The organism is Blastococcus sp. KM273129 (assembly GCF_021698995.1).
Taxonomy (GTDB): Bacteria; Actinomycetota; Actinomycetes; order Mycobacteriales; family Geodermatophilaceae; genus Blastococcus.
On sequence record NZ_SSXB01000088.1, the window covers coordinates 1 to 15,545 of the forward strand.

Here is a 15,545-nt window from a genome sequence, read left to right on the forward strand (position 1 = left end):
ACCCGACCACCGCGCTGCACCCCACGGCCGGACGCTGAAGCACCCGGCCCGATGCCCCCTGCCCGCTACAGCTCTTGACTGGCGAGGCGAAAGCTAGCGCCGGCCACCGACGTCCCGGCCGGGCGGCGGCTCCCCCGCCGCGCCAGTAGCGTCCCGGCTCGTGCGCGTCCTCGTCACCGGCGGTGCCGGCTTCATCGGATCGGCCGTCGTCCCCGCCTTCCGGGACGCCGGCCACGAGGTGCGCGTGCTCGACGCCCTGCTGCCCGCCGTCCACCCCGACTACCCGGACGGGCCACCCGTCCCCGAGGGCGCGGAGCTGCTGGTCGGCGACGTGCGCGACCCGGCGGCGGTCGACCGCGCGCTGGACGGCGTCGACGCGGTCTGCCACCAGGCCGCGATGGTGGGGCTGGGCGCGGACGTCCAGGACATGCCGGCCTACGCGGGCATCAACGACCTCGGCACCGCGGTGCTGCTGGCCGCGATGGCGCGCGCCGGCGTCGGCCGGCTGGTCCTCGCCAGCTCGATGGTGGTCTACGGCGAGGGCCGCTACTCCTGCCCCGAGCACGGGCCGGTCCCCGCCGCCCCGCGCCGGCGTGCCGACCTCGACGCCGGTCGCTTCGAGCCGCCCTGCCCCCGCTGCGGCCGGCAGCTGGGCTGGGACCTGGTCACCGAGGACGACGTGCCGGACCCCCGCAACACCTACGCCGCCACCAAGCTCGCGCAGGAGCACCTCGCGGCCGCGTGGGCGGGTACGACCGGTGGCACGGTCGTCGCCCTGCGGTACCACAACGTCTACGGCCCCCGGATGCCGCGGGACACCCCCTATGCCGGCGTCGCCTCCATCTTCCGCAGCGCGCTGGAGTCCGGCCGGGCACCGGCGGTATTCGAGGACGGCGGCCAGCAGCGGGACTTCGTGCACGTCACCGACGTCGCGGCGGCCAACCTCCGGGCCCTCGAGCACACGCCCGCGGGGTCCTCGCTGCGGGCCTACAACGTCGCGTCGGGCCGGCCGCACACCGTGGGCGACATGGCCCGGGCGCTCGCCGACGCCATGGGCGGTCCGGAGCCGCTGGTGACCGGCGAGTACCGGCTCGGCGACGTGCGGCACGTGGTGGCCAGCCCCGCCCGGGCGGAGGCCGAGCTGGGCTTCCGCGCGGAGGTGGACTTCCTCGACGGGATGCGCGAGTTCGCCACCGCGGAGCTGCGCCCGGCGCCGCGCGGCTGAGCCGGGCCGCTCACCACTCGGTGCGCACCGCGACCTCGACGACCAGCGCGGTGACGGCGCTCAGCACCAGCCAGACCCGCGTCTGCCGCGGCGGCAGGAACGCGGCGGCGACCGGCAGCCACACCGTGAAGGGCAGCCAGATCCGCTCCGTCTCCCCGCGGACCAGGCCCGTGCCGTCGCTGACCAGCATCGCGGCGAGCACCGCCACGGGCAGCAGCGCGAGCGCCGACCGGCGCAGGCAGGCCAGCCCCGCCACCGCCGCGGGGCCGGCCGCGACCGCCGCCGCCGCCAGGTTGGCGACCAGGAAGAACGCCAGCGGCCGGTCGGCGTAGGACGGCCCCGAGCGCACCCGCTCGGCGGTCAGCCCGAGCCCCTCGAACCAGTCGTAGCCGGCGAGGGCGAAGAGCGCGAAGACCAGGAGGACGCCGGCGGCGGCGACCGCGAGCACCCGGACCACGCCGGCCCAGCCCAGCCGCGCACGGTGCACCAGCACGACGGCGAGGGCGAGCAGGCCCAGCGACGCCAGCCCGAAGGAGAGGTGCAGCGCCAGCCCGAGCAGCGCCCCGCCGGTCAGGGCCCGGAGCGCCGCGCCGCCACCGCCTGCCGCCGCGGTCGCCAGCAGGGCGACACCCCAGGCGAGCACCCCGGCGAACAGCGCGTCGGCGCTCGTGGCCACCCACAGCGCCGTCGGTGCCAGCACGAGGAAGGGCGCCACGGTGCGCGCCGCCGGCTCGTCCGCGACCGCCCGCACGGTGACCAGCACGGCCGGCACCGCCAGCGCACCGGCTCCGATGCACATCGCCGCCGCCCAGCCCAGCCCGCCGAGACCGGCGCGCTCCAGCAGCACGAACGCCAGCAGGGCACCCGGCGGGTGCCCGGACACGTGCGTCGTCCACGGGTCGGCGGAGTCGGCGAGGACCGAGTCGTTGAAGGTGCGCAGCAGCTCCCCGATGCCGTCCACCCGGGGCACGTCGTAGGGGTACTCGTACCGGCTGCCCAGCGGCTCGGCCAGCCGCCCCCACCCGCTGGACAGGGCGAGCGCGACCGCCCAGCCGGCCGTGGCGGCGGCCGAGCCGGCCAGCAGCACCGGCCAGCGGGCCCGCCGCGCGGCCGACGGCCCCCAGAGCAGCAGCGCCACCCCGACCGCGGCGGGCAGGAGCACCCGCGGGGAGACCACCGGGTCCCAGTCGCCACGCAGCACGTAGCCGCCGATCAGGTGCAGGTCCACCCCGTCGCGGGCCAGCTCCCGGCCGGCCAGCGCCGTGCCCCCGACGAGAAGGACGGCCGCCAGCAGCCCGGCCCACGGGCGCCACCGGCGGGCACCCTCGACCGGCGCCGTCTGCCGGGGTGCCTCCGTGGTCGCCTCGGTCACCGGTTCGACAGTAGGGCCCCGACGGGGTGACCGCCCGCCGGTGGGACGGTCGCCGGCGGGCGGGACCGCCGGGTCCGTGGTTGTGTCCCAGGCGTGCCCGACGTCGTCCTGCCCTGCCTCGACGAGGCCGGCGCGCTGCCGTGGGTGCTCGGGCGGCTGCCGGCCGGCTACCGGGCCATCGTCGCCGACAACGGCTCCACCGACGGCTCCCCTGCGATCGCGGCCGAGCACGGCGCGACGGTGGTGCACGTCCCCCAGCGCGGCTTCGGTGCGGCCGCGCACGCCGGCCTGGAGGCGGCGACCGACGAGGTCGTGTGCTTCTGCGACGCCGACGGCTCGATGGACCCCGCCGACCTGCCGCTGGTCGCCGGCCCGGTGCTCGACGGCGACGCCGACCTCGTGCTGGGCCGCCGCCGGCCGACCCGGCGCAGCGCGTGGCCGGTGCACGCCCGGGTCGCCAACGTGGCCCTGGGCGTGATGCTGCGGCGGCGCACCGGCCTGGCGCTGCACGACCTGGGCCCCATGCGCGCCGCCCGCCGCACCGCGCTGCTCGGGCTCGGGATCACCGACCGCCGCTTCGGCTACCCGCTGGAGATGGTCACCCGCGCCGCCGACGCCGGCTGGCGGGTGCGCGAGCTCGACGTGCCGTACGCGCCGCGCGCCGAGGGCACCCGCTCCAAGGTCACCGGCACCGTGCTGGGCACCGTGCGCACGATCCGGGACATGCGTCAGGTGCTCTCCTCGTGACGCCCACCCAGCTGCTGGTCATCACCAAGGCACCCGTGCCCGGCCGCAGCAAGACCCGGCTCAGCCCGCCGTGCACGCCCGAGCAGGCGGCGGCCGTCGCCGCGGCCGCGGTCGGCGACACCCTCGACGCCGTCCGGGCGACCCCGGTCGCCCGGCGGGTGGTGGCGCTGGACGGCGCCCCGGGTGAACTCGACCTCACCGGCTGCACCGTCGTCCCGCAGGCCGACGGCGACCTGGGGGTGCGGCTCGCGGCCGCGTTCGCCGACGCCATGCGCGGGCCGGACGGCGCCGTGCCGACGCTGCTCATCGGGATGGACACCCCGCAGGTGACCCCGGAGCTGCTCGCCGGCTGCCTCGACCGGCTCGTGCGGGCCGGCCCCGGCTCGGCGGTGCTCGGCGTGGCCCCGGACGGCGGCTGGTGGGCCCTCGGGCTGCACGCGCCCGGGCCCGCGCAGGTGCTGACCGGCGTCCCGATGTCACGGGAGGACACCGCCGTCCGCACCCGCGCGGCGCTGGAGGACGCCGGCCTCACCGTGCTCGACCTGCCGGTGCTCACCGACATCGACCACTTCCCCGACGCGCTGGACGTCGCGCAGCGGTGCGCACCCGGCACGCGGACCCACCGGGTGGTGACCGGGCTCGCCGCCACCCTCGGGCCGACGCCGTGACCAGCCGGCTGGACCGGCTGCTGGGCGCCCGCCTGCCCGATCCGCCCGACCGGTTGCGTCGCGGCCCGTTCCGCGCCGGCGCCTTCCCCAGCCCCCTGCACTCCGAGCGCCGCGCGGCCCGCACCGGCGTGTGGCTCGGGCTGGCCTTCCTGGTGTGCTTCCTCACCGGGGTGGTCAGCGACCTCGTCCAGTCCGGGCCGGGGTGGTTCACCTGGCCGTCGTCCCCGGTGTGGCTCTACCGGGTCACCCAAGGGCTGCACGTGGCCACCGGGCTGGCCGCGATCCCGCTGCTGCTGGTCAAGCTCTGGACGGTGTACCCGCTGCTGTTCGAGTGGCCGCCGGCCCGCTCGCCCGCCCGGCTGGTCAGCCGGCTGTCGGTCCTCGTGCTCGTCGGCACCGCCGCGATGCAGCTGGTCACGGGGCTCATCAACATCGCGCAGTGGTACCCGTTCGGCTTCTTCTTCCCGACCGCGCACTACTGGACCGGCTGGATCGCCATCGGCGCCGTGGCGGTGCACGTGGGCGCCAAGGCGCCGGAGATCCGGCGCGGGCTGGCCCGCCGGGGCTCCCCCGCCGCCACCGCCGGGCTCGCACCCGGGCGGGCCGAGGAGGCGCGCGCCGCGGCGACGGCCGAGGAGGAGGGCGCCATCGACCGGCGCGCCTTCGTCCTCGCCTCCGGGCTGGGCGTCGCCGCCGTCACGGTCACCACGCTGGGCCAGACGGTCGCCCCCCTCGCCCCCGTGTCGGTCCTCGCGCCGCGGTTGCCCGACGCCGGCACGCAGGGGTTGCCGGTCAACCAGACCGCCGCGGCGGCCGGGGTGGAGGAGACCGCGACCGACGCCGGCTACCGGCTGGTCGTGGACGGGCCACGGCGGCTGGAGCTGTCGCTGGCCGAGCTGCGCCGCCGTCCCCAGCACACCGAGACCCTGCCGATCACCTGCGTCGAGGGCTGGAGCGCGAACGGCCGCTGGACCGGCGTCCGGCTGGCCGACCTGCTCGAGGAGGCGGGGCTGCCCCGCGACGCGCGGGTCGTGGTCGAGTCGCTGCAGACCGGCGGGCTGTACCGCACCAGCGTGGTGGCGCCGCCGCACACCGCCGACCCGCGCACCCTGCTGGCCCTGCGGCTCGGGGACGAACCGCTCGCCCTCGACCACGGCTACCCGGTGCGGCTGATCGCGCCGAACCGGCCAGGGGTCATGCAGACGAAGTGGCTCTCCCTGGTGCGGCCGGCATGAGCACCGGCGCCTCCCCCGACGGGCGCGCGGCCGGACCTGCCGGCCCGGACGCCTGTGCGGGCGACCCCGCCCGCCCGCTGGCGTCGGCGGCCGGCCCGTGGTGGCGCTGGCTGTTCCTGGTCCCGGGGTTCGCCGCCGTCGGCTGGGGCGTGGTCGGGCTGCTCGGGGCCGGCGACCGGGTGCCGCTCGACGCCTGGGCCCTGTGGTTCGTCGGCAGCGCGCTGCTGCACGACCTGGTGATCGCCCCGCTGGTCGTCCTGGCGGGGTTCCTGCTCCACCGGTTCCTCCCCCGGCCTGCGCGAGCACCGGTGGCCGTCGGGCTCGTCGTCGCCGGATCGCTGGTCGCGGTGGGCCTGGTGTTCGCACTCGACCCGGGCGACGTGCAGGAGCCGGGCTTCCTGCCGCAGGACTCCTACGGGGTGAACCTGCTGCTCGTCGTCGCCGGGGTGCTGGCGGTCGCCGCCGTCTGGGCCGCGGTGCGGACGCGGCGGGCCCGCCGCGGCTGACTCCCGGGCGATACGGTCCGCCGGTGGCCGTCCGGACCGCTGCGCGCGCGCCCACCCCCGTGCGGCCCGCGCTGCACCGGTGGCCGCTGCTCGCCCTCGCCGCGGGGGTGACCGCCCTGCTGCTGGCCCTGGCCGGGCGCTACGGCTACCACCGCGACGAGCTGTACTTCCTCCGCGCCGGGCGGGAGGCAGCCCTCGGCTACGTCGACCAGCCGCCGCTCACCCCGCTCCTGGCCGCCGCGATGGATGCCCTCGCCCCGGGCTCCCTGACCGTGCTGCGGCTGCCGTCGGCGCTGGCGGCCGGCGCGGTCGTCCTGCTCACCGGCCTGCTCGCCCGCGAGTTCGGCGGTGGCCGGGACGCGCAGCTGTTCGCGGCCGCCTGCGCGGCGGTCTCGTCCATCCTGCTGGCCGTCGGCCACCTGCTCTCGACGACGACGTTCGACCTGCTGTCCTGGGCGCTGCTGTCGTGGCTGCTCGTGCGGGCCCTGCGCGACGGCGGCGCCGTCTGGCTGGTCGCCGGGGCGGTCGCCGGGCTGGCGCTGCAGAACAAGGTGCAGCCGGCGTTCCTGCTGGCGGGCGTGGTCCTCGGGCTGCTGCTGGCCGGCCCCCGGTCGGTGTTCCGCTCGCCCTGGCCGTGGGCCGGCGGCGCCCTCGCGCTGGCGGTCTGGGCGCCCAACCTCCTCTGGCAGGCGGCGCACGGCTGGCCGCAGCTGGCGCTGGCCGAGGCCATCGCCGCGGGCGGCTCGGGCACCAGCGAGCCCTGGTACCTCTTCCTGCCCTTCCAGCTGGTGCTGGTCAGCCCGGTGCTCTTCCCGGTGTGGATGGCGGGGTGGTGGCGGCTGCTGCGCGATCCTGCGCTGGCGCGGTGGCGGAGCTTCGCCGTCGCCTACGCCGTCCTTGCCGTGCTGTTCCTCGTCACCGGGGGCAAGCCGTACTACCTGGCCGGTCTCTACCCGCTGCTGCTGGCGGCCGGCGCGGAGCGGGCGCTGGCCTGGGCCCGCCGGGGCGGAGCCCGGGCCCGGCGGGTCCTCGTCCCCGCGCTGGCGCTGAGCCTGGCCGCCTCCGCGGTGCTCATGCTGCCCGTGCTCCCGGCCGGCTGGCTGCCGGCCACACCCGTGCCGGCGGTGAACTACGACGCCGGGGAGACCATCGGCTGGCCGCGGTTCGCCGCCGCCGTCCAGCGGGCACGGGCGGGGCTGCCCGCCGGGGCGGAGGTCGTCGTCCTCACCGGGAACTACGGGGAGGCCGGCGCCCTCGACCGGTTCGCCCCTGCCCTGGGCCCGGCCTACAGCGGGCACAACGCGTACTGGACGTGGGGCCCGCCACCGGAGAGCGCCGACGCGGCCCTGGTGGTCGGTCTGCCACGGGACGACCTGACCCGCTGGTTCGGCGAGGTCCGGCCGGCCGGCCGCATCGACAACGGGGTGGGGCTGGACAACGACGAGCAGGGGCGGACGGTCTGGTCGGCGAGCGACCGCCGGCTGCCCTGGGCGGAGATCTGGCCGCAGCTGCGCCGGCTGGGCTGACTACCGGACGGCCGCGTCCACCGCCGCGACGCTCGGCGCCGGGCGCGGGGCGCTGCGCCGGGTGGCCAGCACGCACCCGGCCAGCACCAGCGGCAGCCCGACGGCGATGCCCAGGGTGAACGGCTCGCCGAGCAGCAGCACGCCGAGCAGCACCGCGACGACCGGGTTCACGAAGGTGATGACCAGCGCCCGCTGCGGCCCCACCTCGCGGATCAGGGCGAAGAAGAGGGCCAGGGCCACCGCGGTGCAGAGCACGCCGAGGGTCAGCAGCGACAGCCGGGCCTCCGTGGACGCCGCCGTCACCTCGCCCAGCCGCGGCACCGCGAACGGGGCGTAGACGACCGCGATGACGAGCAGCGCGATCGAGCTCGCCGCCACCCCCGGCACCTCGGGCAGGGCGCGGCTGACCACCAGGGGCGCCGTCGCGTACCCCAGCACCACCAGCCCGACGGCGGCGATCGGCAGCACCTCGGCGCGGCCCAGGTCCAGGCCGAGCAGGGCGGCGATGCCCACGACGCCGAGGCCCATGCCGACCAGCCGGACGGGCGTGAGCCGCTCCTCCTCGCCCGCGAGCCGGGCCGCCAGCGCCGCCACGAACGGCACCCCGGCGACGAGCAGCCCGGTGAGGGAGCTCGACAGCGTCTGCTCGGCGTAGGAGAGCAGCAGCCAGGGTCCGGTCATCTCGAGCGCGGTGAACAGCAGCAGCGCCTTCCAGTGCCGCAGCGCCGGGCGCAGCTGCCCGCGCGCCACCGTCCAGGGCACCAGGAGGGCGGCCCCGACGACGCAGCGGGCGAACACCACCGCGACCGGCGGCACCTCCCCGACGGCCACCTTGATGAGCAGGTAGGGCACGCCCCAGATCACCGACATGGCCAGGAACAGCAGCCACCCCCGCCGGCTCACGGCCCCGCCGTCCTCTCGCGCACGGGCACATCCTCACCGACGGCCCGCGCCGCGCGGCGGCAGGTCAGCGATCGCGGGCGAACGCGGCGAAGCGCTTCAGCGACCAGCGGATGCCCAGCAGCGCGAAGGGCCGGGCGAGCACCCACCCGACCCGGCCGAGCACGCCGAAGGGCAGGTCGAGCCGCTCGGTCCAGACGAACGTGCTCTGCTCCCCGCGCGGCTCGATCTCGAAGATGCCCGGCCCGCGCACCAGCCGACCGGTGTGCAGCACCTCGACCCGGCGCGGCGGGTCCCACGCGGTGATGACCATCGTGTCGAGGAACCCCAGCCGGGGCCGGCCCGGCACCGGCAGCCCGGTGCGGGCGGCCAGCCGGCCCCCGACGCCCTGCGCCGGTCCGCCGACGGTCTCGACGTCGGTCGCGAGCATCCACTCGCCCTGCCGCGTCCAGTCGGTGAGCGCGGCCCACACCCGCTCCGGTGGTGCCGCCACCTCCACCCGCTCCACGAGCTCAGGCACCCTGCATCCCCTCCCGGTCGGCCGGCGCGGCGCCGGGGTCGGTCGGCGCCTCCTGCCGGTTGCGTGCGGCCACCTCGGCGCGCAGCGCCGCGATCTCGGCGTCCCGCTCGTCCAGCGTCTGCGCCAGCTGGTCGAGCAGCCAGTCCACCTCGACCATGCGGTAGCCGCGGGCGGTCACCGCGATCCGCAGCCCCCGGAGGTCGTCGGCCACCACGGGCCGGTCCTCGGGCAGCTCGACCGGCGACCGGTCGGGGTCGGCCGGCGGCTGGGTCTCGCCGCGGCCGAGCAGCAGCGCGGCCACCAGGAACAGCGCCCCGCCGACCAGCAGCACCGCCACCACGAACAGGACGAAGGAGAGCACCTCAGGCGTCCGACGGGCCGGTCGCCGCCGCGCGCATCCCCCCGCCGTTGTCGCCGGCCGCCCGCGCCTTCTCCGCCTCCTGCACGACCGCCACGATCTCCGCGACGTCGTCGGTGCAGTGCAGCAGGTCCACGTCGCCGGGGCTGATGGCGCCGTGACCGGCCATCGTCGTGCGCACCCAGTCGATCAGGCCGCCCCAGTACTCGGTGCCGTAGAGGATCACCGGGAAGCGGGTCACCTTGCGGGTCTGGACCAGGGTGAGCGCCTCGAACAGCTCGTCCAGCGTGCCGAAGCCGCCCGGGAGGATCACGAAGGCCTGCGCGTACTTGACGAACATCGTCTTGCGCACGAAGAAGTAGCGGAACGAGATGCCGACGTCGACCCACTCGTTGAGCTCCTGCTCGAACGGCAGCTCGATGCCCAGCCCGACCGAGAGGCCGCCGGCCTCCGAGGCGCCGCGGTTGGCCGCCTCCATCGCCCCCGGCCCGCCGCCGGTGATGACGGCGTACCCGGCGCGGGAGAGGGCGGCCCCGATCTCGACGCCCGCGGTGTAGTGCGGGTGGTCCCGCGGGGTGCGGGCGCTGCCGAACACGCTCACCGCGCGGGGCAGCTCGGCGAGCAGGCCGAAGCCCTCGACGAACTCGCTCTGGATGCGGAGCACGCGCCACGGGTCGGTGTGCACCCAGTCGGTGGGGCCGCGCCGGTCGAGCAGCCGCTGGTCGGTGGTGCTGCCCTGGTGCTGCGGGTCCGGCTCGCCGCCGCGGAGCATGATCGGCCCGCGGTGGCGGGTCGGGCGCGGGCGCCGGCCGTCCGGCGGTGGCGTGGCGGTCATGCGGTCCTCCCGGAGAGGTAGGCGGTGAGGGCGTCGACGGCGGGCTGGAGCCGGTCGACCAGGACGTGCTCCTCCCGGGTGTGCGCCAGCTGCGGGTCCCCCGGGCCGTAGTTGACCGCCGGGATGCCGAAGGCGGCGAACCGGGCGACGTCGGTCCAGCCCAGCTTGGCCCGGGCCGGGCGGCCCACGGCGGCGATGAAGGCGGCGGCGGCCGGCTCGGCGAGCCCGGGCAGCGCTCCCCCTGCGTTGTCGACGACGGTCAGCGTCGCGCCGGCCGCGACCACGTCGGCGAACACCTCGCGGACGTGCGCCTCGGCGGCGTCCTCGTCGCGGTCGGGCGCGTAGCGGAAGTTGACCGTCAGCGCGGCCTCGTCGGGGATCACGTTGCCCGCCACCCCACCGGAGACGCCCACGGCGTTGAGCCCCTCGCGGTAGGTGCAGCCGTCGATCTCGACCTCGCGGGGCCGGTAGGCGGCCAGCGCGGCCAGGGCCCCGGCCAGCCCGTGGACGGCGTTCTCCCCCAGCCAGCTGCGGGCGCTGTGCGCGCGACGGCCCCGGGTCTCCAGCACCGCCCGGAGCGTGCCCTGGCAGCCGGCCTCGATCTCGCCGTCGGTCGGCTCGAGCAGGATCGCGAGGTCGCCGTAGAGCCAGCCGCGCCGCTCGCGGGCCACCCGGCCGAGCCCGTTCTTCACGGCCTCGACCTCCTCGTTGTCGTAGAAGACGAACGTGAGGTCGTGCGCCGGCTCCGCCCCGGGGACGCCGAAGACCGCGGCCAGCCGCAGCATCACCGCGTCGCCGGCCTTCATGTCGCTCGTGCCGCAGCCGTAGAGGCGGCCGGTGGCCTCGTCCAGCCGGCTGGGCACGTTGCCGGCGATGGGCACGGTGTCCAGGTGCCCGGCGAGGACGACCCGGGTGGGCCGGCCCAGGTTGGTGCGGGCCAGCACGGCGTCACCGACCCGCTCGACCTCCAGCCCGCCCAGCGCCCGCAGCGCCGCCTCCACCGCGCCGGCCAGCGCCGTCTCGCTGCCCGAGACCGAGGGCGCGTCGACCAGGGCGCGGGTCAGCGCGAGGACGTCGGCGGACAGGTCGAGCTGCGGCGGGGTGCTCACGGCTGCCGAGCTTATGGCCCACCTGACGCCCCGGCCCCTGCGGCCGGGCCGTCCCGGCCACCCACCGACCGCCCCGCCGCGGGACGGCCTGGGTAGCGTTCCCGGCGTGACTGACGCAGCGCCCGCCCCCGTCTCCGCCGTCGCCACCGGCCTGGCGACCGTCACGCCCTCGGGCACCGTGCTGGACACCTGGTACCCCGAGCCCCGGCTCGGCGCGCCCGCCGGCGCGGCCACGGGGACCACCCGCCTCGGCGCGTTGGAGCTCTCCGGCGAGCTCGGCCCCGACTACGGCGGCCTGGTGCGCCGTGACGAGGCCCGCGGCGTCGAGGTCATCGCCGTCCGCACCGTCATCGCCGACCTCGCCCAGCCGCCGGTGGACACCCACGACGTCTGGCTGCGGCTGCAGCTGCTCTCCCACCGGCTGATCCAGCCGCACGGGGCGGACATGACCGGCGTCTTCGGCCTGCTCACCAACGTCGCCTGGACCAGCGCCGGCCCGGTCGAGGCCGCGACCTTCAACGCCCACCGGCTGCGGGCCGCCGTCGGGAACGTCACCGTCTTCGGCGTCGACAAGTTCCCGCGGATGGTCGACTACGTCATCCCCGCAGGCGTCCGCATCGCCGACGGCGCCCGGGTGCGGCTGGGCGCCCACCTGGCCGAGGGGACGACGGTCATGCACGAGGGCTTCGTCAACTACAACGCCGGCACGCTGGGCCCCTCGATGGTGGAGGGCCGGATCAGCGCCGGCGTCGTCGTCGGTGCCGACAGCGACATCGGCGGCAGCGCCTCGATCATGGGCACGCTCTCCGGCGGCGGCAAGCAGGTCATCTCGATCGGCAGCGGCTGCCTGCTCGGCGCCAACTCCGGCATCGGCATCTCCCTCGGCGACGGCTGCGTCGTCGAGGCCGGCTGCTACGTGACGGCCGGCGCGCGGATCACCCTGCCCGACGGCTCGGTGGTCAAGGCGGCGGAGCTGTCCGGCCGCGACGGTCTGCTCTTCCGCCGCAACAGCGTCAGCGGCGCCCTCGAGGCGCTCCCCCGCGACGGCCACTGGGGCGCGCTCAACGCCGAGCTCCACGCGAACTGACCAGGCGTCAGCGGGGGCCGGTGGACGCCTCCGCGGCGGCGGTGAGGTGCTCGAGCAGGGCCACCACGAACTCCTGCGGCCGCTCGACGTGCGGCGAGTGCCCGACCCCGGGCAGCACGACCTCCCGGTAGCTGCCCCCGGCCGCGGCGTACCGCTCGAGCACCGCGCGGGTCTGGGCGACCATGGGCTGCGGCGGGCACGCCTCCTCCCCCGGCCAGCCCGGTACCGCACCCAGCTGCCCGAGGCGGGCCAGGTCGAACATCGACGTGTCCGACACGATCGCGTCGGCGTCCCCGCGGATCCACAGCACCGGCGGCTTCCCCGCCAGCCCGTCGATGCCCGAGACGTCCAGGACCGTCGGCGCCATCGTGTTCAGCACCCCGCGCCGCCCGGGGGCCACCCCCGGCCACGTCGGGCTGGGGACGGAGTCGCCCGGGTAGTGGTCGGGGCCGGTTCGGGTGGAGAGCATCGAGGTGACGAAGACGTCCTCCAGCACGGGGTCCAGCGGCAGCGACCCGGGGGCCACGTAGAACGCCCGCAGGATCGAGCGCGGGCTGGTCGGGCTGTCCGCGCTCGTGTCGCCGGCCGCGAGCGCGGCGACGAGCTCGGGGTTGGCCGCCCCGCCACCGGAGCCCGCGCCGTCCTCGGCGAGACGGCGTCCCTCCGGACCGGCGGTGCCGCCGAAGCCGTAGGGCGAGACCGGGGCCACCAACGCCACCGAGGCGATCCGCGCGGGGTCGTCGAGCAGGTGCTGGAGGACGACGGCCGCACCCATGCTCCAGCCGACCAGGTGCACCCGCTCGACGCCGAGGGTCTCCACCAGCGCCGCGACGTCGCCGGACCAGTCGCGCACGCCCCGCCGAGCGTCCACGGGCAGCGGGTCGGTGTCCCCGAAGCCGCGCAGGTCGACCGCGAGCGGCCGCACCCGCGCCTCCTCGGCCAGGGCGAGCATCGGCTGCTGCCAGAACGGCGCGGAGCTGACGTTGCCGTGCACGAAGAGCACGACCTCGCCGCCGCCGAGCTCCTCCGGCGCCACGGTGGACGGGTGCAGGACGTTCTGGGTCAGCCGCGGGGTGGTCACCCGCGTGGCGGTGATCCCGGGCAGAAGTACGTCGGCCATGGCTCCTCCTCGACGGCGGCCACACGCTAGCGGCGCGAGCACCCGGGAGGGAACCGTCGCGCCGCCGCCGCTCCGGGGGCCGTGGTGGTCGCGTCCAGGGAACGGCCAGCTCCGGCACCTACAGTCGGCAGGCGATGACCACCGTCCGACCCGCGACCCACGCTGCCGCGGCACGGCCGCGCCGGACGGCCCGCCCGGCGAGCCGGCGCCGCCGCCCGGCCTCCGCGGCCGCCCGGCGCCGGCGCGGCAGGCGCGGACCCGGCGGCCTGCTTCGGTGGTGGCCGGCGCTGGTCGTCGCCGCGGCCCTCTTCGCCGCCGTCGCCTGGCGGACCGACCTCCCCGTGCGGATCCCCACCTCGGGCAGCTGCACGCTGCCCGGCTCGTCGGTGACCCTCTCCCCCGAGCAGGTGCAGAACGCCGCCACCATCGCGGCCGTGGGCCGGGACCGTGGGCTGCCGGAGCGGGCCGTGGTCATCGCGCTGGCGACGGCGATGCAGGAGTCGACCATGCGCAACCTCGACTACGGGGACCGCGACTCCCTCGGCCTGTTCCAGCAGCGCCCCTCGCAGGGCTGGGGCACCCCCGAGCAGGTGCAGGACCCGGTCTACGCGGCCGGCCGGTTCTACGACCACCTCGTCGAGGTCCCCGGCTGGGAGACCCGGCCGCTGGGCGAAGCCGCGCACGCCGTGCAGCGCAGCGCCTTCCCGGAGCTCGTGCCGCGCTGGGAGCCCCTGGCCACCGAGCTCGCCTCCGCGCTGGCCCGGCCGGACGGCGGAGCGGGCCTCTGCTCCTGAGCCACCGCGCGGTCAAGGCACAGGGGTGGGTGCCCGGACCTCAGCCGCCGGACGGTCGGCTCAGGAGGTCAGGCGCCCGACCGCCGCGTCGATCCGCTCGTCGGCCGCCGTCAGGGCCATCCGCACGTGCCGCGCCCCGGCCGGGCCGTAGAAGCTGCCCGGGGCGGCGACGATTCCCAGGGCCGCCAGCCGGTCGATCGTCGCCCAGCAGTCCTCGTCCCGCGTGGCCCAGAGGTAGAGGCCTGCCTCCGAGTGGTCGATCCGCATCCCGGCCACGCGCACCGCGGCGGCCAGCCGCTCCCGCCGGCGGCGGTACCGCTCGCGCTGCTCGTCGACGTGCGAGTCGTCGGCCAGCCCGGCCGCCATCGACGCCTGGACCGGCCCGGGCACCAGCAGGCCGAGGTGGCGGCGCACCTCCCAGACCCGGCGCACCAGGTCCGGGTCACCGGAGAGCAGGCCGCCCCGGTAGCCCGCCGCCGTCGACTGCTTGGACAGCGAGTGCACCGCCAGCAGCCCGGTGTGGTCGGCACCGGCGACGTCGGGGTGCAGGATCGAGCGGGGCTCCACGTCCCAGCCCAGCGTGATGTAGCACTCGTCGGCCACCACCGGCACGCCGTGCGCGCGGCCCCAGGCGACCCACGCCCGCAGCTGCTCGACGGTGAGCACCCGGCCGTGGGGGTTGCCCGGCGAGTTCAGCCAGACGAGGGAGACCCCGGCCGCGTCGGCCGGCGGGGTGTCGCTCCGGCGCACCGCGAGGCCGGCCAGCACCGCGCCGACCTCGTAGGTCGGGTACGCGACCTCGGGCACGACCACGGTGCTCGCACCGCCCTGCAGGCCCAGCAGCGTGGGGAGCAGGGCGACGAGCTCCTTGGAGCCGACCGTGGGGATCAGCGAGGGCTGCGCCCCCAGCGGGTCGGCGACGTGGACGCCCAGCCGTCGCGCCAGCCAGCCCGCGGCGGCCGTGCGCAGCTGCGCGGTGCCCAGCGCGGTGGGGTAACCCGGGGCGTCGGCCGCCCCGGCGAGCGCCTCGCGCAGCACCGCGGGCGTGCTGTCGACCGGCGTGCCGATCGAGAGGTCGACGACGCCGCCGGGGTGCTGGGCGGCGCGCGCCCGGGCACCGGCCAGGGAGTCCCAGGGGAAGTCCGGCAGCGCCCGCGGCGCGCCGGGGACCGGAGCGGTCAGTGACCTTCGCCCTGGGGCGGGAGCGCAGCCACCAGCGGGTGGTCCTTGCCGATCTTCCCGGTCTTCGCGGCACCGCCCGGGCTGCCCAGGTCGGAGAAGAACTCCACGTTGGCGTTGTAGAAGTCCTTCCACTTGTCCGGGACGTCGTCCTCGTAGTAGATGGCCTCCACCGGGCACACCGGCTCGCAGGCGCCGCAGTCGACGCACTCGTCGGGGTGGATGTAGAGCATCCGGTCGCCCTCGTAGATGCAGTCCACCGGACACTCGTCGATGCACGCCTTGTCGAGGACGTCGACGCAGGCCTGGGTGATGACGTAGGTCACGGGGTTTCCCTCCCGGGGACGCTCGGGCGGCGCGCCGG

The 15,545-nt window shown here is 76.9% G+C and carries 17 protein-coding genes; 8 read left to right on the forward strand and 9 right to left on the reverse strand.

Translation table 11 applies throughout. From position 1 onward, the window contains the following. Positions 1 to 160 precede the first annotated feature (160 nt). On the forward strand, positions 161 to 1,225 hold the full coding sequence (locus E9565_RS18855) for an NAD-dependent epimerase/dehydratase family protein (RefSeq protein ID WP_236828345.1): 1,065 nt from the start codon (positions 161 to 163) through the stop codon (positions 1,223 to 1,225). 10 nt (positions 1,226 to 1,235) lie between these two features. On the opposite strand, the gene E9565_RS18860 is transcribed toward E9565_RS18855, so the two are convergent. Further along, positions 1,236 to 2,597, reverse strand: coding sequence for a hypothetical protein (locus E9565_RS18860; RefSeq protein WP_236836429.1), 1,362 nt, complete (start codon positions 2,595 to 2,597; stop codon positions 1,236 to 1,238). Positions 2,598 to 2,690: 93 nt separating this feature from the next. On the opposite strand from E9565_RS18860, the gene E9565_RS18865 reads away from it, so the two are divergent. The 5 genes from E9565_RS18865 to E9565_RS18885 are packed head-to-tail and all read left to right on the forward strand — an operon-like array spanning position 2,691 to position 7,279. Beyond that, a complete protein-coding gene (locus E9565_RS18865; RefSeq protein WP_236836431.1) occupies positions 2,691 to 3,344 on the forward strand; it encodes a glycosyltransferase family 2 protein in 654 nt (217 codons plus the stop codon). After that, positions 3,341 to 4,012, forward strand: coding sequence for a DUF2064 domain-containing protein (locus E9565_RS18870; protein WP_236828342.1), 672 nt, complete (start codon positions 3,341 to 3,343; stop codon positions 4,010 to 4,012). Before E9565_RS18865 ends, E9565_RS18870 begins: the two co-directional genes overlap by 4 nt. Further along, positions 4,009 to 5,247, forward strand: coding sequence for a molybdopterin-dependent oxidoreductase (locus tag E9565_RS18875; RefSeq protein WP_236836434.1), 1,239 nt, complete (start codon positions 4,009 to 4,011; stop codon positions 5,245 to 5,247). Before E9565_RS18870 ends, E9565_RS18875 begins: the two co-directional genes overlap by 4 nt. After that, complete coding sequence (locus E9565_RS18880; RefSeq protein WP_236836436.1) at positions 5,244 to 5,753, forward strand: hypothetical protein; 510 nt, start codon at positions 5,244 to 5,246, stop codon at positions 5,751 to 5,753. Before E9565_RS18875 ends, E9565_RS18880 begins: the two co-directional genes overlap by 4 nt. Positions 5,754 to 5,776: 23 nt before the next feature. Continuing rightward, on the forward strand, positions 5,777 to 7,279 hold the full coding sequence (locus E9565_RS18885; RefSeq protein WP_236836438.1) for a glycosyltransferase family 39 protein: 1,503 nt from the start codon (positions 5,777 to 5,779) through the stop codon (positions 7,277 to 7,279). On the opposite strand, the gene E9565_RS18890 is transcribed toward E9565_RS18885, so the two are convergent. The 5 genes from E9565_RS18890 to dapE form a co-directional block, all read right to left on the reverse strand. Then, complete coding sequence (locus E9565_RS18890) at positions 7,280 to 8,182, reverse strand: DMT family transporter (protein WP_236836441.1); 903 nt, start codon at positions 8,180 to 8,182, stop codon at positions 7,280 to 7,282. A gap of 64 nt (positions 8,183 to 8,246) precedes the next feature. Next, positions 8,247 to 8,699 carry an SRPBCC family protein gene (locus E9565_RS18895; protein ID WP_236836443.1) on the reverse strand — a complete coding sequence of 151 codons (453 nt, stop codon included), beginning with the start codon at positions 8,697 to 8,699 and terminating at the stop codon, positions 8,247 to 8,249. Continuing rightward, positions 8,692 to 9,060, reverse strand: a complete 369-nt coding sequence (locus E9565_RS18900) for a DivIVA domain-containing protein (protein ID WP_236828336.1) — start codon at positions 9,058 to 9,060, stop codon at positions 8,692 to 8,694. Before E9565_RS18900 ends, E9565_RS18895 begins: the two co-directional genes overlap by 8 nt. 1 nt (position 9,061) lies before the next feature. Continuing rightward, entirely contained in the window at positions 9,062 to 9,892 is an 831-nt protein-coding gene (locus tag E9565_RS18905) for a TIGR00730 family Rossman fold protein (RefSeq protein WP_236828335.1), read from the reverse strand. Further along, positions 9,889 to 11,001: a succinyl-diaminopimelate desuccinylase gene (dapE, locus tag E9565_RS18910; RefSeq protein WP_236828334.1), complete on the reverse strand. Its 1,113-nt coding sequence runs from the start codon at positions 10,999 to 11,001 to the stop codon at positions 9,889 to 9,891. Before dapE ends, E9565_RS18905 begins: the two co-directional genes overlap by 4 nt. Positions 11,002 to 11,107: 106 nt before the next feature. Here dapE and dapD point away from each other — a divergent pair, with 106 nt between their 5' ends. Beyond that, positions 11,108 to 12,088 carry a 2,3,4,5-tetrahydropyridine-2,6-dicarboxylate N-succinyltransferase gene (gene dapD, locus E9565_RS18915; RefSeq protein WP_236836445.1) on the forward strand — a complete coding sequence of 327 codons (981 nt, stop codon included), beginning with the start codon at positions 11,108 to 11,110 and terminating at the stop codon, positions 12,086 to 12,088. Between the two features lie 7 nt (positions 12,089 to 12,095). On the opposite strand, the gene E9565_RS18920 is transcribed toward dapD, so the two are convergent. Then, positions 12,096 to 13,208: an alpha/beta fold hydrolase gene (locus E9565_RS18920; protein ID WP_236836446.1), complete on the reverse strand. Its 1,113-nt coding sequence runs from the start codon at positions 13,206 to 13,208 to the stop codon at positions 12,096 to 12,098. 134 nt (positions 13,209 to 13,342) lie between these two features. On the opposite strand from E9565_RS18920, the gene E9565_RS22755 reads away from it, so the two are divergent. After that, positions 13,343 to 14,002: a hypothetical protein gene (locus tag E9565_RS22755; RefSeq protein ID WP_255714828.1), complete on the forward strand. Its 660-nt coding sequence runs from the start codon at positions 13,343 to 13,345 to the stop codon at positions 14,000 to 14,002. A 60-nt stretch (positions 14,003 to 14,062) separates the two neighbouring features. Here the strand turns inward: E9565_RS22755 and dapC are convergent, their stop codons facing one another. After that, positions 14,063 to 15,184, reverse strand: a complete 1,122-nt coding sequence (gene dapC / locus E9565_RS18930; protein ID WP_236836448.1) for a succinyldiaminopimelate transaminase — start codon at positions 15,182 to 15,184, stop codon at positions 14,063 to 14,065. Then, a complete protein-coding gene (gene fdxA / locus E9565_RS18935) occupies positions 15,181 to 15,507 on the reverse strand; it encodes a ferredoxin (RefSeq protein ID WP_012947287.1) in 327 nt (108 codons plus the stop codon). The genes dapC and fdxA overlap by 4 nt, the downstream gene beginning before the upstream one ends. Positions 15,508 to 15,545: the final 38 nt, after the last annotated feature.